This window comes from Roseateles sp. GW821-FHT09H10 (assembly GCF_059415865.1).
In genome coordinates this window covers 495,338-515,182 of the sequence record NZ_JBWKOB010000001.1, presented here as the reverse complement: position 1 = coordinate 515,182, position 19,845 = coordinate 495,338, and the positions used below count along the sequence as shown (strand labels likewise).

Annotated in this window: 19 protein-coding genes; 11 read left to right on the top strand and 8 right to left on the bottom strand. The window is 68.8% G+C overall.

The window, feature by feature from the left end; all coding sequences use genetic code 11:
- Window positions 1-10 precede the first annotated feature (10 nt).
- On the top strand, window positions 11-673 hold the full coding sequence (locus tag AC07OY_RS02285; protein ID WP_495040900.1) for a PEP-CTERM sorting domain-containing protein: 663 nt from the start codon (window positions 11-13) through the stop codon (window positions 671-673).
- A gap of 63 nt (window positions 674-736) precedes the next feature.
- Here AC07OY_RS02285 and AC07OY_RS02280 read toward each other — a convergent pair whose 3' ends face one another.
- Window positions 737-2,113, bottom strand: coding sequence for an FGGY-family carbohydrate kinase (locus AC07OY_RS02280; RefSeq protein WP_495040899.1), 1,377 nt, complete (start codon window positions 2,111-2,113; stop codon window positions 737-739).
- On the bottom strand, window positions 2,110-3,204 hold the full coding sequence (locus AC07OY_RS02275; RefSeq protein ID WP_495040898.1) for a DeoR/GlpR family DNA-binding transcription regulator: 1,095 nt from the start codon (window positions 3,202-3,204) through the stop codon (window positions 2,110-2,112). Before AC07OY_RS02275 ends, AC07OY_RS02280 begins: the two co-directional genes overlap by 4 nt.
- A 238-nt stretch (window positions 3,205-3,442) precedes the next feature.
- Here AC07OY_RS02275 and AC07OY_RS02270 point away from each other — a divergent pair, with 238 nt between their 5' ends.
- The 9 genes from AC07OY_RS02270 (at window position 3,443) to AC07OY_RS02230 (ending at window position 14,867) form a co-directional block, all read left to right on the top strand.
- The gene (locus AC07OY_RS02270; protein WP_495040897.1) at window positions 3,443-5,551 is read left to right on the top strand and encodes a bifunctional rhamnulose-1-phosphate aldolase/short-chain dehydrogenase; all 2,109 of its coding nucleotides are present in this window, start codon (window positions 3,443-3,445) and stop codon (window positions 5,549-5,551) included.
- Window positions 5,552-5,574: 23 nt separating this feature from the next.
- Window positions 5,575-6,870, top strand: a complete 1,296-nt coding sequence (rhaI, locus tag AC07OY_RS02265) for an L-rhamnose catabolism isomerase (protein ID WP_495040896.1) — start codon at window positions 5,575-5,577, stop codon at window positions 6,868-6,870.
- A gap of 220 nt (window positions 6,871-7,090) precedes the next feature.
- Window positions 7,091-8,473, top strand: a complete 1,383-nt coding sequence (locus AC07OY_RS02260) for a glycoside hydrolase family 28 protein (protein WP_495040895.1) — start codon at window positions 7,091-7,093, stop codon at window positions 8,471-8,473.
- Window positions 8,474-8,487: 14 nt separating this feature from the next.
- Window positions 8,488-8,811, top strand: coding sequence for an L-rhamnose mutarotase (locus AC07OY_RS02255; protein ID WP_495040894.1), 324 nt, complete (start codon window positions 8,488-8,490; stop codon window positions 8,809-8,811).
- A gap of 4 nt (window positions 8,812-8,815) precedes the next feature.
- A complete protein-coding gene (locus AC07OY_RS02250) occupies window positions 8,816-10,366 on the top strand; it encodes an alpha-N-arabinofuranosidase (protein ID WP_495040893.1) in 1,551 nt (516 codons plus the stop codon).
- Window positions 10,366-12,198 carry a glycoside hydrolase family 2 protein gene (locus tag AC07OY_RS02245; protein WP_495040892.1) on the top strand — a complete coding sequence of 611 codons (1,833 nt, stop codon included), beginning with the start codon at window positions 10,366-10,368 and terminating at the stop codon, window positions 12,196-12,198. Before AC07OY_RS02250 ends, AC07OY_RS02245 begins: the two co-directional genes overlap by 1 nt.
- Window positions 12,195-13,199 (top strand): glycoside hydrolase family 43 protein, encoded by a 1,005-nt coding sequence (locus AC07OY_RS02240; RefSeq protein ID WP_495040891.1) that lies wholly within the window; start codon window positions 12,195-12,197, stop codon window positions 13,197-13,199. The genes AC07OY_RS02245 and AC07OY_RS02240 overlap by 4 nt, the downstream gene beginning before the upstream one ends.
- Entirely contained in the window at window positions 13,196-13,975 is a 780-nt protein-coding gene (locus tag AC07OY_RS02235; protein WP_495040890.1) for an alpha/beta hydrolase family protein, read from the top strand. Before AC07OY_RS02240 ends, AC07OY_RS02235 begins: the two co-directional genes overlap by 4 nt.
- A 31-nt stretch (window positions 13,976-14,006) precedes the next feature.
- Window positions 14,007-14,867 carry a hypothetical protein gene (locus tag AC07OY_RS02230; protein ID WP_495040889.1) on the top strand — a complete coding sequence of 287 codons (861 nt, stop codon included), beginning with the start codon at window positions 14,007-14,009 and terminating at the stop codon, window positions 14,865-14,867.
- Here the strand turns inward: AC07OY_RS02230 and AC07OY_RS02225 are convergent.
- The 5 genes from AC07OY_RS02225 to AC07OY_RS02205 all read right to left on the bottom strand — a co-directional run bounded on the left by AC07OY_RS02225 (window position 14,864) and on the right by AC07OY_RS02205 (window position 18,454).
- Window positions 14,864-15,244 carry a tautomerase family protein gene (locus AC07OY_RS02225; RefSeq protein ID WP_495040888.1) on the bottom strand — a complete coding sequence of 127 codons (381 nt, stop codon included), beginning with the start codon at window positions 15,242-15,244 and terminating at the stop codon, window positions 14,864-14,866. The genes AC07OY_RS02230 and AC07OY_RS02225 overlap by 4 nt on opposite strands.
- 3 nt (window positions 15,245-15,247) lie before the next feature.
- A complete protein-coding gene (locus AC07OY_RS02220; RefSeq protein WP_495040887.1) occupies window positions 15,248-15,655 on the bottom strand; it encodes a GFA family protein in 408 nt (135 codons plus the stop codon).
- A 92-nt stretch (window positions 15,656-15,747) separates the two neighbouring features.
- Window positions 15,748-16,407, bottom strand: coding sequence for a DUF2306 domain-containing protein (locus tag AC07OY_RS02215; RefSeq protein WP_495040886.1), 660 nt, complete (start codon window positions 16,405-16,407; stop codon window positions 15,748-15,750).
- A gap of 35 nt (window positions 16,408-16,442) precedes the next feature.
- Entirely contained in the window at window positions 16,443-17,786 is a 1,344-nt protein-coding gene (locus AC07OY_RS02210; protein ID WP_495040885.1) for a sensor histidine kinase, read from the bottom strand.
- Complete coding sequence (locus AC07OY_RS02205) at window positions 17,783-18,454, bottom strand: response regulator (RefSeq protein ID WP_495040884.1); 672 nt, start codon at window positions 18,452-18,454, stop codon at window positions 17,783-17,785. The genes AC07OY_RS02210 and AC07OY_RS02205 overlap by 4 nt, the downstream gene beginning before the upstream one ends.
- 118 nt (window positions 18,455-18,572) lie before the next feature.
- Between AC07OY_RS02205 and AC07OY_RS02200 the strand changes: the two genes are divergently transcribed.
- Window positions 18,573-19,316 (top strand): MipA/OmpV family protein, encoded by a 744-nt coding sequence (locus AC07OY_RS02200; protein WP_495040883.1) that lies wholly within the window; start codon window positions 18,573-18,575, stop codon window positions 19,314-19,316.
- 10 nt (window positions 19,317-19,326) lie between these two features.
- Here AC07OY_RS02200 and AC07OY_RS02195 read toward each other — a convergent pair whose 3' ends face one another.
- A complete protein-coding gene (locus AC07OY_RS02195) occupies window positions 19,327-19,815 on the bottom strand; it encodes a hypothetical protein (RefSeq protein ID WP_495040882.1) in 489 nt (162 codons plus the stop codon).
- Between the last annotated feature and the right edge of the window lie 30 nt (window positions 19,816-19,845).

The window sequence follows — 19,845 nt, the reverse complement described above, 5'->3', positions numbered from 1 at the left end:
GCCCAATCCCATGAAAACAATCGCTCCCCTTTTTGCGGCCTTGCTCACGCTGCCCGCAGCGGCGGCCGTCGTGCAGACCACGGGCGCCGGCAGCGCCACGCCGCTCGCCGCGCATGTCAGCCATGGCGCCGACTTCGAGGCCAACACGGCCCTGTCCAGCCCTTGGTCGGAGGGCGGCCTGCTGTTCAGCCACACGGGCCTGGCCAACGACAACGGCGGCTGCGGCTATGCGGGCGAGTTCTGCGTCGACCTCAGCGCCGGCGAGAGCTACAGCCAGGCCTTCAGCGGCAACTACTTCGCCACCGCGGGCATGAACGCCTATCTGTCCATCCGCAGCACGGGCGCCGCGCTTCACGGCATCGAGTTCGCCGTCGATTCAGGCTATGCCAGCATCTTCGTCATGTGGCAGACCCTGCTGAACGGCGTGCAGACCGGCAGCGGCCGCGTGGCCCTGGGTGCCGCCGGCATCGGCGATGTGCTGGGGCTGAGCGACCTGGTCGGCTTCAATGAAGTGAGGGTCTACGCCTTCGACAGCGCGAACGACACCTCGGGCTATAGCGCGGCGGCCATCGACAGCGTGCGCGCCTTCACCATCCCCGAGCCGGGCTCGCTGGCCCTGGCTTCGCTGGCCGGTCTGGGCGTGGCGGGCCTGCGCCGTCGCCGCCGCGGCTGATCCATCGCACCCAAGCGAAAAGGGCCGGTCTCGCAGAGGCCGGCCCTTTGACTTGGGGGCTGATCAGTGCGCGCCGGCGTGGGTGCGCCAGACATCGCGATAGGCACGCCAACCCGGCAGGTCGTGCGCGGCGACCGGCGCAGACGCAGCCTCCGGCGCTCGGCCCCAGGCGTCGAGCAGCCAGGCGCCACAGGTCGTGCCGCTGCTGTCGTCGGACACGGTCACCTCACGCCCGTCGGCCAAGCCGGCCAGCAGCGGGCCAAACCAGGGATTGGCCGTGAACGCGCCTTCGACAACGACGCGGCCTCGTGCGCCCAAGGCGCCCAGGCAATGGTCGGTCATCAGCACGACATAGAGGGTGGCGAGCGCCGCCTGCTCGGCCGGCGTGGCCGGCGCCGGCCCGGCAATGCGGCCGGCCTGGCCCGCGAAGGGGCCGCCGGTTTCGGCAAAGCAGGGCAAGGCCAGGGTCTGTCGCGCGATGAGGCGCTGCAGCTCCTCGACGCCAAATGCAGCCGGCTCCGCTCCGGCGATGGCAGCAAACTCGCGCCCGCCCATGAAGCGGATGCAGGGCACGGCATCGCCAAACACATTGCAGTTGTCCAGCATGTCCTGGGCCTCGACCAGGGGCCGTGTCACCGAACCCAGGGCCGCGGCGATGACCCAGGTGCCGGTGGACAGCACGGTGCAGGGCCCGCTCTGTTGCAGCGTCAGCAGATGGCGCAGCAGCGAGGCGTTGCTGTCATGGATGCCGCAGACGATCTCGCAGTCTTCGGCCAGGCCCGTGTCGGCCGCGACGTCGCCGCGCAGCCGGCCCAGCCGCGCCCAGGCCTCGCGCTGCGGCGGGAAGAGTTGCTGCCAGCCCTGGCGCTCGACCAGGGACGACCAGGCGCGCTGGCGGGGCCGCCACAGATCGGTATGGCAGCCCAGGGACGTGACCTCGCTCGCCGCCACGCCGCTGAAGCGCCAGGCCCAGTACTGCGGGTACATCAGCACATGCCTGGCTCGCGCGAACTCGGCGGGGAAGCGCGCCTGCAGCCAGTCCAGCTGGCGGCCCAGGTTCAGGCCGGCCGGCAGCTGAGGCGAGCCGCTCTCCTCGAAGGCGGGCCGCAAGCCGTCGTAACGCGCCGCGTCGCCGGCGTCGCCGGGCACATGCTCGTAGTCGGGCACCGGCAGCACCAGGCCGCTGTCGTCGATCAGCGCGGCCGTCGCGCCATGGGTCACGGGCACGATGGCGCGCACGTCAGCCAGGGTCGACAGCTCACGCAGCTGGCCCAGCATCCACGCCCACAGTCGTTCCGTGTCGTGGTGAGGGTAGGGCCCATCGCGGCGCACCGTGTTGGGCGTGCGCCGCTCGGCCAGCGTCCTGCCAGCCGCGTCGATGAGGGTGAGCTTGGCGTTGGTCTTGCCGATGTCGAGGACGACGGTACCGGGAGCGCTCAAGAGTTCAGCGCCGCATGGCGTCCATACGCGCCGGACTCCAGCACCGCCGCGTAGTCATGCGAGCTCATCGCCGACGCCTCGACCACTCGAGGGTCCACGGCTTCGGGCTCCACGGTGATGACGCGCACGCCGTAATGCTCCAGCAGCTGCACCGCGCTGTCGGAGGCACCGGTGTCGGTGATGACGGTGGAGACCCGGTTCAGGCCGCAGAGCACCAGGCCGGCCTTGCGCTGGAACTTGGAGCTGTCCACCAGCACGACCAGTTCCTCGGCCTGGCCGATGAGGCGCTTCTCGGCCTGGATCAGCAGCGGGTCGGCCTCCATCAGGCCCAGGATGGACAGGCCATAGACGCCCATGAACATCTTGGCCGCGTAATGGTGCTGGGCGACGTCGTTCTCGAAGGGACTGAGGATGACGTTCTGCTCGCGGTAGACCTTGCCGCCGGGCAGAATGATTTCGTTGTCGCTGGTGACGAGCAGGCGCTCGGCCATCAGGAAGGAATTGGTCAGAATCTTCAGCTGTTTCTCGACGAGAAACTCCGCCATCATGAAAGTGGTGGTGCCACCATTGATGATGATGGTTTCTCCGTTATTGCACATCGAGGTGGCATAACGGGCAATGGCGCGCTTGGCGGCAGTATTCTGCTGGGCATTGCTTTGAAAAGTCTCGCTCGACAGCGTGTAGGACTTTTTCTTTTGCTCCAGCCTTTGCGCGCCGCCCCGGGTGCGCGTCAGCTGGTTTTTCGCGGCCAACCAGGAAATATCTCTCCGCACCGTCGCGGCCGAAGCCGACAACCATTCCATCAATTGCTGCACGCTGGCGTGCTCACGCTCATCCAGCAGTTTGAGCAGACGCTTGTGGCGCTTGTGATTGATCATGAGGATCACCTTTATCGGGCGTCCCGGCGAAACCGGCGGCGACCGTTGTCTCGTTGTATGGCATCCAGCCTCTACAGGGCAGATGTCGCTTGGCTTGGCGGCCCGGCTCGGGCCAGGTCCTCGGTCACGGCCGGTGAGCGTAGGCGCCGGCCACAACAGCCCTCTCCACTCACGCTCAGAAGCAATCAAAGCTTGGGTGAAACGCTGTTCCAAGTGCAGATTACGTCAGCCGCATGACAGCGTCAATCAGCAAACGCTCACGGCCGTGAGCGTTTCGTGAGCGGCGACGGGGCGGCGCCCGCTTTCGATCATCCTTTTGATTTACTGCATCCGGCCTGCGCATGGGCCCCGGTTTCGGCCCACACTGCGTTCCGCCAACCCGCAAAAGGCGGGCCCCGAAGCGCATGAAGCGCTCCAGGGGATGAATGACGGATCGAATACAGGCAAGCTGATGACTGCAAATTCCCAAACTCCCGCACAAACCCCCATCGTCTCGAAATGGGACGATGCCGTGGCGGCAAAACTGAGCGAGCCCGAACTGCTGCTCTATCGCTCCAATCTGCTCGGTTCGGATTTGCGCGTGACGAATTTCGGCGGCGGCAATACCTCGGCCAAGGTGAAGATGCGCGACCACCTGACGGGCGAGGATGTCGAGGTGCTGTGGGTCAAGGGCTCGGGCGGCGACCTGGGTTCCATCAAGCTGGATGGTTTCTCCACGCTCTATATGGACAAGCTGCAGGCGCTGAAAAAGCGTTATCGCGGCCTGGAACATGAAGACGAGATGGTGGACTATCTGCCGCACTGCACCTTCAATCTGAATCCGCGTGCGGCGAGTATCGATACCCCCCTGCATGCCTATATCCCCAAGGCGCATGTCGACCACATGCACCCCGACGCCATCATCGCCATCGCCGCCTGCGCCGACAGCCGCCGCCTGACCGAGGTCATCTTCAGCGGCCAGCTGGGCTGGCTGCCCTGGCAGCGCCCCGGCTATGACCTCGGCCTCAAGCTCGAGGCCCTGGCCACGTCCCAGCCCCAGCTCAAGGGCATCATCCTGGAAGGCCACGGTCTGTTCACCTGGGGCGACACGGCCAAGTCCTGCTACGAGATCACGCTGGAAATGATCCGCCTGGCCGAGCAATGGCTGGCCGAGAACGTCAAGCAGCCGGTGTTCGGCGGCGTCAAGACCATCACCCTGCCCGCTGAGGAGCGTGCGGCCCTCGCCGCCAAGCTGATGCCCGCGCTGCGCGGCCGCATCAGCGCCGGCGAGCGCAAGCTCGGCGACTTCAACGACAGCGCCGCGGTGCTGGAGTTCGTCGCCAGCAACGACTTGCCCAAGCTGGCGGCCCTGGGCACCTCCTGCCCCGACCACTTCCTGCGCACCAAGATCCGCCCGCTGGTGCTGGACTTCGACCCCGCCAAGCCCGATGTCGATGCACTGCTGGCCGGGCTGGATGCAGCCCTGGAGGCCTACCGCGCCGACTACACGGCCTATTACGAGCGCTGCAAGCGTGCCAACAGCCCGGCCGTGCGCGATGCCAACCCCGTCATCTACCTGATCCCCGGCGTGGGCATGCTGTCCTTCGCCAAGGACAAGGCCACGGCCCGCATCGCCGGCGAGTTCTACATCAACGCCATCAACGTGATGCGCGGCGCCAATGGCGTGGACAAGTATGTGGGCCTGCCCGAGCAGGAGGCCTTCGACATCGAATACTGGCTGCTCGAGGAAGCCAAGCTGCAGCGCATGCCCAAGCCCAAGAGCCTGGCCGGCCGCGTGGCCCTGGTCACCGGTGGCGCGGGCGGCATCGGCCAGGCCGTGGCCCGCCAGCTGCTGCAGGAAGGCGCCTGCGTGATGCTGACCGACATCGATGCCGAGGCGCTGGAGGAAGCGCGCCAGGCCCTGGTCAAGGTTGGCGGCAAGGACAGCGTCGCCGCCGTGCGGGGCGACATCACCTCGGAATCGGAAGTCGAAGCCCTGCTGTCGGCCACCTCGCTGCGCTTTGGCGGCCTGGACATCCTCGTGTCCAACGCCGGCATCGCCTCCGCCGCGCCGCTGGAAGACACCACGCTGGAGATCTGGAACCGCAACCAGAACATCCTCGTGACCGGCTACTTCCTCGTCAGCCGCGGCGCCTTCCGCCTGATGAAGCAGCAGAAGATCGGCGGCAGCATGGTCTTCGTGGCCAGCAAGAACGGCCTGGTCGCCTCCGCCGGCGCCTCGGCCTATTGCACCGCCAAGGCAGCAGAGATCCACCTGGCCCGCTGCATCGCGTTGGAAGGTGCGTCCATCGGCGTGCGCGTCAACGTCGTCAACCCCGACGCCGTCATCCGCGGCTCGCGCATCTGGGACGGCAAGTGGAAGGAGGAGCGCGCAGCCTCCAACAAGATCGAGGCCGACAACATCGAAGAGTTCTACCGCCAGCGCAGCATGCTCAAGCTCAGCGTGCTGCCCGAAGACATCGCCGAAGCGGTGTATTTCATGGCCAGCGACAAGTCCGGCAAGAGCACCGGCAATGTGCTGAACGTGGATGCCGGCAACGCCGCGGCCTTTACTCGCTAAGAATCGGCGGGCAGGAGACAAACATGACGACGCAAATCATCGACGGGGCCCAACTCGAGCAGCACAACGCCGCTCAGCGCGCCACGCTGCAAGCCGACTATGACGCCCTCGGCGGCATGCTGTCGCGCCGCGGCGTGGACATCGAGGCGCTGACGGCCAAGGCCCAGACCTTTGCCGTCGCTCTGCCCAGCTGGGGTGTCGGCACGGGTGGCACCCGCTTCGCCCGCTTCCCCGGCAAGGGCGAGCCGCGCGACGTGACCGAGAAGCTGGAGGACTGCGCCGTCATCCATCAGCTGACGCGCGCCACGCCCACCGTGTCCCTGCATTTCCCCTGGGACAAGCCGGCCGACCCCATGGCCCTGCGCCAGCAGGCCGACAGCCTGGGCCTGAGCTTCGATGCGGTGAACTCCAACACCTTCCAGGACCAGGCCGGCCAGGCCCACAGCTACAAATACGGCAGCCTGACCTCGCAAAGCCAGGCCGCCCGCGAGCAGGCGGTGGCCCACAACATCGACTGCATCGAGCTGGGCAAGACGCTGGGCTCCAAGGGCCTGACGGTCTGGGTGGGCGACGGCGCCAACTTCCCCGGCCAGCACAATCTGCGCGGCGCGCTGGAGCGTTATCTGGACAGCGCCAAGGGCATCTACGCCGCCCTGCCCGACGACTGGCTGATGTATATCGAGCACAAGCTGTTCGAGCCGGCCTTCTACTGCACCGTCATCGCCGACTGGGGCACCAGCTTCGCCGCTGCGCAAACGCTGGGCGACAAGGCCAAGTGCCTGGTGGACCTGGGCCACCATGCGCCCAACACCAATATCGAGATGATCGTGGCGCGCCTGGCCCAGTTCGGCAAGCTCGGCGGCTTCCATTTCAACGACAGCAAGTACGGCGACGACGATCTGGATTCTGGCTCCATCGACCCCTTCCAGCTCTTCCTCGTCTTCAACGAGTTGGCCGACGCCACGCTGCGCGATGGCAGCTTCAAGCCCGCCTACATGCTGGATCAGTCGCACAACGTGACCGATCCCATCGAAAGCCTGATGAGCAGCGCCGTCGAAGTGCAGCGCGCCTTTGTGCAGGCTTCGCTCGTGGACCGCGCCGCGCTGGCCGGCTTCCAGGAAGCCAATGACGCGCTGCAGTCGGCCCAGGCCCTGAAGAAGGCCTTCCGCACCGACGTCAGCCCCATCCTCGCGATGGCGCGCCTGCGTACCGGCGGTGCGGTCGATCCGGTCGCGGCCTACCGCGCCAGCGGCTACCGCGAAAAGGTTGCCGTGAAGCGTCCCCCGAAAGCGGGTGCCAGCGGCAGCGGCATCGTTTAGACCGTGGTGCCCCTCGTCCAAGGGGTACCTTGGCCTGGACCGCGCCGCGGCCAGTGGCCGCAGCGCTTCGGCAGGCACACCGCGCCCACTGGGCGCGCTGTGTCCGGCCTCAGCCCCCGAGGGGACGGCGATGCATGCCGGCTCGACCGGCACGCACATCGCCAGAGCGGGCCGGCTAGGGAGCGGCCCGGCGCTCGGCCCGCAACCATTCATTACGGCCATGCCCAATGAGATGAATGCCCAGGCCTTTGGCGCACGCGGCGACGGCATTACGCTCGACACGCGGGCGCTGCAGGCCGCCATCGACGCCGCGGCGCTCGGGCGCACGACGCTGCGCCTGCCGCCCGGCACCTACCTCACCGGCGCCCTCTTCCTGAAGAGCGGCATGACGCTGCGGCTGGAGCGCGGCGCCACGCTGCTGGGCTCGCGCGACCTGGCGGACTACCCGCTGCTGCCCACCCGCGTCGCCGGCATCGAGATGCGCTGGCCGGTGGCCCTCGTCAACATCTATGGCGAGCAGGATGTCGGCCTGGTCGGTGAAGGCTGCATCGACGGCGATGGCCAGGTCTTCTGGGACAGCTACTGGCGACTGCGCGCCGCCTACGAACAGCGCGGCCTGCGCTGGGCGTCCGACTACGACTGCCAGCGCCCGCGCCTGATCCAGGTCTTCGAGTCGGCCCGCGTCCACATCGGCGAGGGCCTGCTGCTGCGCCGTTCGGGCTTCTGGACCCTGCATCTCTGCTACTCGGAAGACGTCACCGTCGACGGCGTCACCATCCGCAACAACGACGGCGACGCGCGCGGCCCGTCGACCGACGGCATCGACATCGACTCCTCGCGCCGCGTCGCCATCCGCCGCGCCGACATCGCCGTCAACGACGACGCCCTCTGCCTGAAAGCCGGCCGCGACGCCGACGGCCTGCGCGTCGCGCGGCCCTGCGAGGACATCGACATCAGCGACTGCACCGTCCGCGAGGGCGCCGCCGGCCTGACCTTCGGCAGCGAAACCTCCGGCGGCTTCCGCCGCATCACGGCGCAGCACATCACAGTGCACGCGCCTGTCCCGGTCGGCCTGCTGTTCAAGTCGGCGCCGACCCGCGGCGGTTTCATCACCGACGTCAGCATCAGCGACCTCAGCCTGCACGACGTGCGCGTCGCCCTGCGCGCGACGATGAACTGGAACCCCGCCTACAGCCAGGCCCGCATCCCCGACCATGAAAGGGCGGCGGCCCCGCCTCACTGGCTGGCCCTGGCCCAGCCCGTGCCGCCCGAGCAGGGCCGCACCCAGGTCGACGGCGTGCTCATCGCCGGCCTGCAGGCCCGCGGCGTCGAGGTGGCCTTCCAGGTGGACGCCATGGCCGAGGCGCCTCTGCGCCGCTTCCATTTCAGCGGCCTGGACATCGAGGCCCGCCGGGGCGGCCACCTGCAGGACGTGCGCGGCTGGCGTTTCGACGCCGACTGCCGCCTGCGCCTGGGCACGCCCATCGCGATGGGCGCGCATTGCGAGCTGGCTGGCCTGGCCACCGACTGCCAGCGCCTGGACCCCGCCCTGCGCCGCCGCGACGTGTCGGACCTGCCCATGGCCGAACAGGACATTGAGTAACAAGGAGACGAGCGATGAGTGACGAGATCCGCGCCTTCAAGATGCAGCTCAAACCCGGCGTCGTGGCCGAGTACAAAAAGCGCCACGACGAACTCTGGCCGGAGCTGGCCGAGGCGCTGCGCGGCGCCGGCATCCACGACTACTCCATCTTCCTGGACGAGAGCACGCTGAGCCTGTTCGCGGTGCTCAAGCTCAAGCCGGGCCATCCCATCGACGAACTGCCCACCCTGCCCGTCATGCGCCGCTGGTGGGACTACATGGCCCCGCTGATGGAGGTCGAGCCCGGCAACAAGCCGCGCCAATGGGAGCTGCCCGCCGTCTTCCACTTCCCGGGCTGATTGCATGTCGACAGCCCAGCGCCTCCTCCTCGCCTTCAGCCTCGCCGCCACGCTTGCCGCCCAGGCGGCGGAGCCGGTGAAGCTCGACATCCAGGCCGGTCAGCCCGGGCCCGTCATCGCCCGCCAGATCTACGGCCAGTTCGCCGAGCATCTCGGCAGCGGCATCTACGGCGGCCTGTGGGTGGGGCCAGGCTCCGGCATTCCGAATGTGCGCGGCTGGCGCAGCGACGTCGTGGGCGCGCTGAAAGCACTCCAGGTGCCCGTGGTGCGCTGGCCCGGCGGCTGCTTCGCCGACGAATACCACTGGCGCGACGGCATCGGCCCACAGGCCAAGCGCCCACCGCGCGTCAACACCAGCTGGGGCGGCGTCATCGAGCCCAACGCGGTGGGCACGCATGAATTCATGGACCTCGCCGAGCAGCTCGGCACCGAGGTCCATCTCAACGCCAATCTCGGCTCCGGCACCGTGCAGGAAATGGCCGAATGGCTGGAGTACCTGACGGCCGAGGGCGACACGGCCCTGGCCCGGGAGCGCCGCGCCAATGGCCGCGACAAGCCCTGGCGCGTGCACTACTGGGGCATAGGCAACGAGAGCTGGGGCTGCGGCGGCCACATGAAGCCCGCCTACTACGCCGACCTCTACCGGCACTGGTCGACCTTTGCCAAGGCGCCGCGCGGCAACCGGCCCAAGCTGGTCGCCAGTGGCGGCCAGGAGCTGGAGCTGAACTGGACCGAGACGCTGAGCGCCGAGGTCAAGCAGCGCATGGACGCCATCACGCACCACCAATACTCGCTGCCCACGCGCGACTGGAAGAAGAAGGGCGCCGCCACCGCCTTCCCCGAGGCCGAATGGATCTCGACGCTGGCCGTGCCGCAGACCGTCGACGCCTATCTCGCCAAACACCGCGACATCCTGGATCGCAACGATCCGGCGAAGAAGCTCGCCATCTACTTCGACGAGTGGGGCAGCTGGTACGACCCCGAACCCGGCACCGACCCCGGCTTCCTGGTCCAGCGCAACACGCTGCGCGACGCGGTGCTGGCCGCCCTGCACTTCCATGTCTTCCACCGCCATGCCGAGCGCGTGAAGATGGCCAATATCGCGCAGATGGTCAATGTGCTGCAGGCCATGATCGTCACCGACGGGGCGCGCATGGTGCTGACGCCCAGCTACCACGCGTTCGCCATGCATCTGCCCTTCATGGACGCGACCTCGCTGCCCGTGCAGCTGGCCGGCGTACCCGATTACGCCCTGGGCAAATACAGCATCCCGGCGCTGAGCGCGAGCGCGGCGAAGCGCGCGGACGGCAAGCTCATCCTGAGCCTGACGAACACCCACCCCAGGCAAGACCTGCCGCTGCAGCTCGCGGTGGGCGGCAAGGGCGTGCGCGCCGTGACCGGCCAGCTCCTGACCGCCGCGACGACGGACGCCGAGAACGGGTTCGGCGCGCCTGACCGCGTGAAGCCCCAGCCCTTCACGGCCGAGGCCAGGGGCGGCGTGCTGGCGCTGACCGCGCCGGCCAAGTCCGTGCTCGTGCTGGAAGTGCAGCCGTGATGCGCCATCTCCTCGCACTGCTGGCGCTGGTCGCCGCGCCCGCGTTCGCCGACACGCTGCGCCCTCCCCTGCTGCTGACCGGCCAGCGCGCCGAGGTGCAGGACCTGTCCGGCCGCTGGACCTATTCCAGGGACTACTACCGCACCGGCCTGACCGACATCAACGGCTGGGTCGCCAAGTCGCGCATGCAGCGCCACCGCGATGTGGACATCGCCGCCGAGGAGGCCAGGCCCGGCACGGCCTTCTTCGAGTTCGACCTGGACCGCGCACCGGGCCTGCAGATCCCCGGCGCGTGGAACTCGGCCGAGCCCGAGCTGCGCTGGTACGACGGGCTGATCTGGTTCCAGCGCCGCTTTGACGCCGCCGCGGCCAGGCCCGGCGAGCGCAGCTTCCTGCGCTTCGAAGCCGTCAACTACCGCGCCCATGTCTACCTGAACGGCAAGGAGGTCGGCCGTCACGAAGGCGGCTTCACGCCCTTCGTGCTGGAGGTGACCGACGCGCTGCGCGCCAGCGGCAACCGGCTGGTCGTCGGCGTGGATTCGAAGCACGACGCGCAAAGCATCCCTGGCGAGATCACCGACTGGGACTTGTATGGCGGCATCACGCGGCCCGTGAAGCTCATCCGCGCGCCCGCCACCTTCATCGACGACGCGACGCTGCGCCTGACCGACGCCGGCCGTCTGGTGGGCAGCCTGCAGCTCCATGGCCCGCAGGCCGCGGGCCAGGCGGTCGGCCTGCAGATCGAGGCGCTGAATCTCAAGGCCCAGGCCACCACGGACAAGAACGGGGAAGCGCGCTTCGACATCGCCGCGCCGGCTGCGCTGAAGCGCTGGTCGCCCGAATCTCCGCAGCTCTATGCGGTGCGCTTCGCTGCCGGTGCCGACGCGGTGAACGAACGCATCGGCTTTCGCACCCTGGCCGTCAAGGGCGCCGACATTCTGCTCAATGGCAAGCCCATCAGCTTGCGCGGCGTCTCCATCCACGAGGAAGAGCTGGGCGCCAACCCCGCGCGCCGCCTGACCGACGCCGCTGCGCGCGCGCTGCTCAATGAGGTGAAGCAGGGACTGAACGGCAACTATGTGCGCCTGTCCCACTACCCGCACAACGAAACCATGCTGCGCGCCGCCGACGAGCTCGGCCTGCTGGTGTGGAGCGAGATCCCCGTCTACTGGACGGTCGACTGGGACAACCCGGCCGTGCTGCTGAAGGCGCGCCGCATGCAGGCCGAGACGATCTACCGTGACCGCAACCGTGCGGCCCTGGCCCTGTGGAGCGTGGGCAACGAGACCCCGGTGGCCGACAACCGCACGCGCTTCCACGCCGCGCTGGCCGCCACCGTGCGCGAGCTGGACCCGAGCCGACTGATCAGCGCCGCGCTGCTGGTGGAGCGCGAGGGTGACACCGTGCGCATCGCCGACCCGCTGCTGCCGCATCTGGACGTGATGGCCGTCAACACCTACGCGGGCTGGTACGGCGGCGACAGCCTCCAGGACCTGGCCAGGCTGCGCTGGGCGCTGCCCGCCGACAAGCCTCTCGTCATCTCCGAATTTGGTGCCGACGCGCTGGCCGGTCATCACGACCTCGGCGCCGAGCCCAAGAAATGGAGCGAGGAATTCCAGGCCGCCTACTACCGCGCCACGCTGGCCATGCTGGGCCGCATTCCCAATCTGCGCGGCCTGTCGCCCTGGGTGCTGAAGGACTTCCGCTCGCCGCGCCGCGAGCATCCGGTCTACCAGAACGGCTGGAACCGCAAGGGCCTGATCTCCGAGACCGGGCAGCGCAAGATGGCCTTCGACGTGATGGCCGAGCACTACAAGGCGGGCACGAAATGAGACTGTCGCGACGCAGCCTGCTCGCGCTGCTGGCCCCGGCGCTGCCGGCCCTGGCGCAGCCACCGGGCTGGCCCCATCCCCTCATCCCGCAGCGCGCCGACCCGCAGATCCTGCGCCAGGGCGATTGGGTCTACCTGATGGCCACCGTGCCCGAATACGACCGGCTGGAATTGCGCCGCGCGCGCAGCATCGCCGGTCTCGCCACGGCCGAACCCCAGGTCATCTGGCGCAAGCACGACAGCGGCCCCATGAGCCGCCACATCTGGGCGCCCGAGCTGCATTTCCTCGACGGCCGCTGGTTCGTCTACTTCAGCGCTGGCGAAGCGAAGGCGCCGTGGAAGATCCGCCTGTGGGTGCTGGAGAACACCTCGCCCGACCCCATGCAGGGCGAGTGGGCCGAGCGCGGCCAGATCAAGACGTCCTGGGAGAGCTTCACGCTGGATGCCACGGTCTTCGAGCATCGCGGCCATCGCTACATGGCCTGGGCCCAGACCGACCCGGCCAAGAAGAACCACAGCACCGATCTCTTCCTGTCGCGCATGAAGAGCCCGACGGAACTGCAAGGCCCGCAACTGCGGCTGAGCCAGCCCGACTACGCCTGGGAGAAGGTTCGGCATGTCGTCAACGAGGCACCGGCCGTGCTCGTCCACGGCGGCCGCGTCTTCATCAGCTACTCGGCGGCCGGCACCGGCGCCGAGTACTGCCTGGGCCTGCTGTGGGCCGACGAGAGCGCCGACCTGATGGCAGCGAAGTCCTGGCGCAAATCCCCCGGCCCCGTCTTCGCCAGCAGCGCCGAGCACGGCATCTACGGCCCCGGCCACAACAGCTTTCTCGTTGAACCCGATGGTTCGGTGCTGAACGTCTTCCATGCGCGCAACTACCGCGACATCGTCGGCGACCCGCTGAAGGACACGGGCCGCGCCACGCGCGTTCAGCCGCTGGCCTTCACGGCAGAGGGCATGCCGGACTTCGGCCTGCCGCTGCGGGAAACGCAGAGATGAGCGTCATCGCACTGTCGGCCGGGGCGCCCAATGTCTTCGAGGGCGACGCGCCCGACCGCATCTGCCGCCGCCCGACGCGCGCCGAACTGCATGCCTATCCTTCGCCGACGCCGGCCCGCGGCCGCGCCCTGGTCTATGCCGGCGGCGGCTATCTGCAGTTGATGCACGACAAGGAAGGCGTCGAGATCGCACACTGGCTGAACACGCTGGACCTCGACGCCTATGTGCTGGTGCACCGCCTGCCCGGCCAGCAGGGCCAGGCTTTCGACATCGCGCTGCAGGACGGCCTGCTGGCGCTGGACCACCTCGCTGCCCTGCCGCCGCTGCCGCTGCTGCATGTGGGTCTGTCCTCCGGCGGCCACCTGGCCGGCGTCATGGCCTGCCAGCGCGCGTGTGCTGGCGCCGTCATCGCCTACGCGCCGCTGAACGCCAACCACCGCAACCACAAGTTCCCGCCGGCCAAGCCCGACTTCGCGCCGCCCGAGAAGCAGGCCTTCTACGACGACTGGCCCCTGGGCATCGCCACCGAGCCGCGTGGGCTGCCGCGCTGCCCGGTCTTCCTGGCCTACGCCCTGCACGACGCCGTCGTGCCCGTTCAGCACGCCCTCAACCTCATCACGGCCGCAGCGCAGCACGGGCTGGACGTGGAAGCCCATGTCTTCCCCCAGGCCGAGCACGGCTTCGCGCTGCGCGGCCTGGCCGGCACGCACGGCCAATGGCCCGCGCTGGCGGCCCGCTGGATGGACGAAAAACTGGGGACGCCAAACTTCGCCTAATCTTGCGCGCTTGTCGGGGCCCCCAATCAAGATGCTGCAAGAGATCAATACCTGGAACGACTACCGCTCAAAGTTGCGCGAGTTCGACGCCGTGCTCGAGCATGGCAAGGCGGCTTCGGCTGCGCTGACCGGGCTGTCGCTTGATGAGCCCCACGTGAGCTATGGCGAGCAGATCTTTGTCAAGCTCTTGGCCCACTGTGCCTCGCTGCGCCAGTTGTCCCCCAATCCCGGCCAGCAACATCCCGGCGAGCTTTGGGACCTGTCGTCCATGTCGGCCGTTGCGCGCTGCATTGTCGAGGCCCACGACGCCTTCGAGTATGTCGCCGGCCATCCGATGACGGACTCGGAACGAGGTTTTCGCATCCGGCTCTGGGAGTTGCATGACGCGACGCGGCGGCTAAGGATGCTGGCTGGAGTTGGCTCCAGCGACCCGGCCATTGCTGGAATCCGCACTGACGCAGCGCGGCTGCAGCTAGCGCTGGAATCACACGAGTACCTCGCCACGCTGCCAGCCCCGCTGGAAGCGGAGCTGAGGCTGCGACTTCGGCGCAGCGACCCACCGGACTTCCATCTGAGTCGGCGTCAACGCTGCCAGATGAGCGGCGTGGATGCCGACTGGTATATCGCCATCACGATGCAGCTTTCTCAGTATGTGCACACGCTGCCGTTCTCCGTCCACCAATTGTTCAAGTTCCGAGCAGGCTCCCCTGAATCTCTGCGGCTGATGGCCCTGCCACTGGTGTTCGCCCTTCCCTTCCTCGCCCGCGTCATCCACGGCATGGACCTGCTGCTGCCAGGACGCATCCCCAAGCCACCGAGCCGGACAGCCCGCACGATGGTGATCTGGCGGGCCTTGGCCGAGCGAGGAACGAAGAGTTCTACCCCGGCCTAGGCGTGTGGCAGCCGCCCGCCGGCGGGTGAGAAGTTCTCCCAGGGCAGGTCCTGGAAGACCACCATCAGGTTCTCGGGGTCATGGCCCAGTTCGCCCAGGCGCCGAGTGATGCCGGCCAGGAGCTGCTTCTTGATCTTCACGCTGCGGCCCACGCCCAGCAGGATCTCGACCAGCAGGAAGTCCCCGGTGCGCCGCGTCTGCACATCGGGGAAGCCCGGGTCGAAGCGGAAGTCCGCCTCGTCCAGTTCGATGACGCGCTGGAAGCGGTCGTTGGCATGGGCGCCGATCTCCACCAGGGCGGCATGGATGGCCTCCAGCACCTGGCTCTTGAACTCGGCGGACTTGGGGCTACGGACGGTCAGCGTGACGATGGGCATGGCTCAGCCCTCGCCCGGCGGCGCGTACTGCTCGATGACCTGCTGCTCGGTCAGCATCGGCGTCTGGTTGGCAAACTCGTAATAGCCCGGCTTCTTGTCGATATAGATCTGGCTGGCCAGCTCGAAGTCCTGGGTCTCGAAGACGCCGGCCGGCACGAAATACTCGCCCGTGGCCAGCAGCTTGTAGAAGAGATGGCTGCCGCAGTGCTTGCAGAAGGCGCGCTCGGCCCATTCGGACGAGGCATAGACGCCGATGTGCTCCTGGCCCTCGAACTGCAAATCGGCGCCGCAATGCACGGCCAGCAGCGGGCCGCCACCCCAGCGCCGGCAGAAGCCGCAGTGGCAGACGCCGATGTCCCTGGCGGGCGGCGAGGTGAAGCGGACGGCGCCGCACAGGCAATGCGCTTGCATGAAGGGATCTCCGGGCTCGACGGGAGCCTGGATTCTTGCCCGGCGGCCGGGCGGCTCCTGCCTGGATATGTCAGCTGACCTGCGCCCCCGGCTCAGTCCGCGCCGATGCGGGTGGGCTCCCACTCGGCCTTGGCTTGCTCTCGCCGGGGGCGGGGCCACAGCCACAGCTCCACCAGCAGCGCATTGGGCACCCAGCAGGTCCAGGCAACGGCCGTGTAGATCGCCTCCACCGCCACGCCGCAGACCCCGGCCAGGCCGAGCTGCAAGCGCAGCGTGATGCCGGCCGCTGTCAACGCGAAGCTGCGCAACATCCAGCGCCGGTGCTCGGTGATGCGACGTGCGCGGACATGGAACAGCGCGATGGCGGTGGTGGCCAGCCAGGCCAGGGCCAGCAGGCCGAAGCCGAGGCGGGCCCAGGGTCCGCCCATGGCCTCGACCGCCAGCGGCAGCCCGCTGAGTCCGCCCACCAGCAGGCAGGCGGCATAGGCCCAGCCCATGATGCGGTGCAAGCGCGGCCGGCTCGCGCGCAGCCGGGTGGCGAACTGCCAGGGCCCCAGCATCAGGGCCAGGCCTGCGCTGACGGCGTGCACGATGAGGATCTCGCGCTGCAGCGAAAGATTGGGCAGCGGCGGCGCGAAGGGCTGGCCGGGCCAGGCGAAGCGCAGCGCCACGGCGCCAATGGCGAGGGCCAGCACCAGCAGCAGCCCGAAGGCCGCGCGGCGCATGAGGAGGGAGGGTGTGGCGGTGTTCATGCCGCCCAATCTAGGCGGCATGACTTGGCTGGGAATTAGGGCCTGTCGGCGCCAGGCAGGTGGACGCGGGCGACCAGGCCGTTCTGCCCATCTTCCCGGCCCAGCAGCTCGATGCGCAGCCCATGCCTGAGCCCCGCCTGGCGGGCAATGGCCAGGCCCAGGCCGCTGCCGCCGGCCGGCGCATCGGGCATGCGGAAGAAGCGGTCGAAGACGCGCTCGCGCATGGCCTCGGGCAGGCCCGGCCCGCTGTCCACCACGTCCACCCAGCGTGCACCGCCGGCCGCCCGCAGGCGCAGTTCGACCTCGCCGCCCGAGGGCGTGTGGCGCAGCGCGTTGTCGATGAGGTTGTCGAACAGGCTGCGCAGATCGCCTTCGACGGCCGGCAGCAGGATCTCGCCTGCAAGTTCGTCCACAAAGCCGACCTCGATGCCGCGCCGGTCGGCCAGCAGCATGGCCTGGCCGATGCTGGCGCGCAGCAGCACGCGCAGGTCCAGCAGCACGCCGGCCGCGCCGCTGCGCGCCGCCTCCTGGCGCGACAGGCTCAGCATCTGCTCCACCAGATGCTGGGCCCGGTGCATGCCCTGCTGCAGCTGCTCGAACTCGGCCTGGGCGCCGCTCATGTGGGGGCGCAGGTTCTCCAGCTGCAGGTTCAGGGCCGTCAGCGGCGTGCGCAGCTCGTGGGCGGCGTCCTGCACGAAGCGGCGCTGGGACAGCAGGGCACCGCGCAGCCGCGCCAGCACGGTTTCAAAGGACTGCACCAGGGGCGCGATCTCGCCGGGCACGGCCAGTTCGGTCGAATGGAGGCTGTGCTCATCGCGCCGGGCCAGCTGCTGGGCCGCCTCGCGCAGGCGCCGCGACGCGCGTCCGATGACCTTGCCCTGCACCAGCAGCGCCACCGGCAGCAACAGCAGGCCCGACAGGCTGGCCAGCACCGCCCGCCCGCCCACTTCCTCGTGGCGGAAGCCCTCGCTCTGCAGCACCTGGGCGCGCAGCTCGCCGCCGCCGTCGGCGGGCACGGTGTAGGCCAGCCAGTCCTGGCCGCCGGCGCTCACCGCATGCCAACCCGCCTCCTGCAGAGGCAGGTCGAGGGCAGGCCAGGAACTGGCGCGGCGCGAGGGATCGCGCGCACACCAGAGCTGCACGATGAAGCCGCCGGCCTCGTAGACCTCGGGCCCGGTGGGCTGCAGCGGGGTGTCCAGGCTCGCGCAGCTGCGCGCCGCGTGGGAATGCGCCAGCGATCGCATCTGGTTGTCCATGAAGCCATAGACGATGCGGCCGTAGCTGTAATAGAAGGTGCCGCCGATGGCCGCGGTCGTCGCCAGGTGCAGCGGCAGCAGCCACCACACCAGCTGGCCGCGCAGCGAACGCGAGGCCGTCACGCGGCGTCCGCCAGCGCGACACGCCAGCCCAGGCCGCGCACATTGCGGATGGCATCGGCGCCCAGCTTGCGGCGCATGCCATGGATGAGGACGTCGATCATGTTGCTGCCGACCTCCTCGCCCCAGCCATAGATGCGCTGCTCCAGCTGCTCACGCGACAGGATGGCGCCGGGACGCTCCAGCAGGGCGCGCAACAGGGCGAACTCGCGCGCCGTCAGCGCCTCGCGCACACCGCCGCGCAGGGCCTCGCGGGTGTTGAGGTCCAGCTGCAGGGCGGCGCCCACGCCCAGCAGGGACTGGGCCGCCCCGCTGGCCCGGCGCAGCAGGGCGCGCATGCGGGCCAGCAGCTCGCCGAATTCGAAGGGCTTGGCGAGGTAGTCGTCGGCGCCCAGATCCAGCCCCTCGATGCGCGACTCGACGCCGTCGCGGGCCGTCAGCACCAGCACCGGCGTCAGCTCGCCGCGGGCGCGCAGCTGGCGCAGCAGGCTGAGGCCGTCCAGGCGCGGCAGGCCCAGGTCCAGCAGCACGCAGGCATAGCCGCCGTCGGCCATGGCGGCGCGGGCCGGTTCGCCGTCGCGCACCCAGTCCACCGACCAGCCGGCCCGGCCCAGGGCCTGGGTCAGGCTGTTGCCGATCATCTCGTCGTCTTCCACCAGCAGGGCGCGCATGCGCGGCAGCTTAACGAGGCCGACTTAAGGCTGCATGAGGACGGCATCGTCCAGGGTTAATCCCGGGCTAAGTCGCGGCCCCTAGCCTGCGCGGCGTTGTCACCACCAAGGACTTTGGATGCCTGCAAAAGCCCTGCCGCTCACCGCCGCGCTGTTGATCTGCCTTCCCGCGTTGGCCGAGGAGGCCAAGCAACCCCTGCTGCTCGGCGGCATCGTCGCCGGCGTGGACCGCCAGCCCTACCGCGGCATGGACGACAAGAAGCGCGTGCTGCCGCTGCTGATCTACGAGAACGACTGGGTCTCGGTGGCGCTGCCGACCGTGGACTTCAAGCTGGCCCGCGCGGGCGACGTCAGCCTGCGCCTGCGCTCGCGCTTCGGCTTCGAGGGCTATGCGGCCAAGGACTCGAGCTATCTGGCCGGCATGGACAAGCGCAAGGGCAGCCTGTGGCTGGGCGCGGCGGCCGTCTGGGACAGTCCGCTCGGCGAGCTGTCCTTCGACTGGGTGGCCGACACCATGGGCCACAGCAAGGGCAATGTCTGGCAGCTGCAGTTCGAGCGCCGCTTCGATCTGGGCCCCGTGGCGCTGACACCGCGGCTGGGCGTGCGCGGCGTGGACAAGAAATATGTGGAGTACTACTACGGCGTGAAGCCCACCGAAGCGGTCGCCGGTCGGCCCGTCTTCATCGGCAACAGCGCGCGCCAGGCCGAGCTGGGCCTGCGCCTGAGCTACGAGGTCGGCGAGCGCGGCATGCTGTTCGCGGACATGTCGGCCCTGAAGCTCGGCAAGCCGGTGGAGCGCAGCCCGCTGCTGGAGAGCCGCTATCACGCCGGCGTGTTTGCCGGCTACCTCTACCGCTTCTGAAGCGGTGTGGTCAGCGGCAGGTTCCCGCCAGCCCGCGGCGCAGCACCTTGCCCAGCGACTTGCCGCCCTCGTCGAAGGCCTCCATCAGCACCTGGCCACCGAACTTGTCCGTCTTGCCGGCGAGGTCGAAGGTCTTCATGCGCCTCACGTCGGCGGGCGCGAACGGGATCTTGATCACGTCGCGCGTCGACGGCGCCTCGCGCAGCTTGTGCAGGTGAACCAGGGAGCGCTCGGCGGCATTGAACTGCGCGATCTCCTTGCCATGGGGATCGGCCGCGAGGTTCAGGTTCGGCCGGATGTCTTCCTCCACGGCCGCCGTGCCCGCGTTCGTGACGCTGCCGTTGACGACGGCATCGAAGCGCCCGTCCGGCCGCGGCCGGATCTCGACGCTGACCTGGCCCTGGCCCAGCAGTGAAAAGTCTGCGGTGCAGCTCGTCTGCGCCTGTGCGCTGCCTGCCATGGCCAGCAGCAGCAGGGCGACCGAAGTGATTGTTTTCATGGGAACTCCAATGTGCGACGCCGCCTCACC

Excerpts from the sequence above, each read along its gene's own strand:
- AC07OY_RS02230 (WP_495040889.1), top strand. The coding sequence starts at position 14,007 with ATGCTGCAAGAGATCAATACCTGGAACGACTACCGCTCAAAGTTGCGC.
- AC07OY_RS02215 (WP_495040886.1), bottom strand. The coding sequence starts at position 16,407 with ATGAACACCGCCACACCCTCCCTCCTCATGCGCCGCGCGGCCTTCGGG.
- AC07OY_RS02225 (WP_495040888.1), bottom strand. The coding sequence starts at position 15,244 with ATGCCCATCGTCACGCTGACCGTCCGTAGCCCCAAGTCCGCCGAGTTC.
- AC07OY_RS02255 (WP_495040894.1), top strand. The coding sequence starts at position 8,488 with ATGAGTGACGAGATCCGCGCCTTCAAGATGCAGCTCAAACCCGGCGTC.
- AC07OY_RS02195 (WP_495040882.1), bottom strand. The coding sequence starts at position 19,815 with ATGAAAACAATCACTTCGGTCGCCCTGCTGCTGCTGGCCATGGCAGGC.
- AC07OY_RS02270 (WP_495040897.1), top strand. The coding sequence starts at position 3,443 with ATGACTGCAAATTCCCAAACTCCCGCACAAACCCCCATCGTCTCGAAA.
- AC07OY_RS02220 (WP_495040887.1), bottom strand. The coding sequence starts at position 15,655 with ATGCAAGCGCATTGCCTGTGCGGCGCCGTCCGCTTCACCTCGCCGCCC.
- AC07OY_RS02240 (WP_495040891.1), top strand. The coding sequence starts at position 12,195 with ATGAGACTGTCGCGACGCAGCCTGCTCGCGCTGCTGGCCCCGGCGCTG.
- AC07OY_RS02200 (WP_495040883.1), top strand. The coding sequence starts at position 18,573 with ATGCCTGCAAAAGCCCTGCCGCTCACCGCCGCGCTGTTGATCTGCCTT.
- AC07OY_RS02250 (WP_495040893.1), top strand. The coding sequence starts at position 8,816 with ATGTCGACAGCCCAGCGCCTCCTCCTCGCCTTCAGCCTCGCCGCCACG.
- rhaI (WP_495040896.1), top strand. The coding sequence starts at position 5,575 with ATGACGACGCAAATCATCGACGGGGCCCAACTCGAGCAGCACAACGCC.
- AC07OY_RS02285 (WP_495040900.1), top strand. The coding sequence starts at position 11 with ATGAAAACAATCGCTCCCCTTTTTGCGGCCTTGCTCACGCTGCCCGCA.
- AC07OY_RS02235 (WP_495040890.1), top strand. The coding sequence starts at position 13,196 with ATGAGCGTCATCGCACTGTCGGCCGGGGCGCCCAATGTCTTCGAGGGC.
- AC07OY_RS02245 (WP_495040892.1), top strand. The coding sequence starts at position 10,366 with ATGCGCCATCTCCTCGCACTGCTGGCGCTGGTCGCCGCGCCCGCGTTC.
- AC07OY_RS02260 (WP_495040895.1), top strand. The coding sequence starts at position 7,091 with ATGCCCAATGAGATGAATGCCCAGGCCTTTGGCGCACGCGGCGACGGC.
- AC07OY_RS02205 (WP_495040884.1), bottom strand. The coding sequence starts at position 18,454 with ATGCGCGCCCTGCTGGTGGAAGACGACGAGATGATCGGCAACAGCCTG.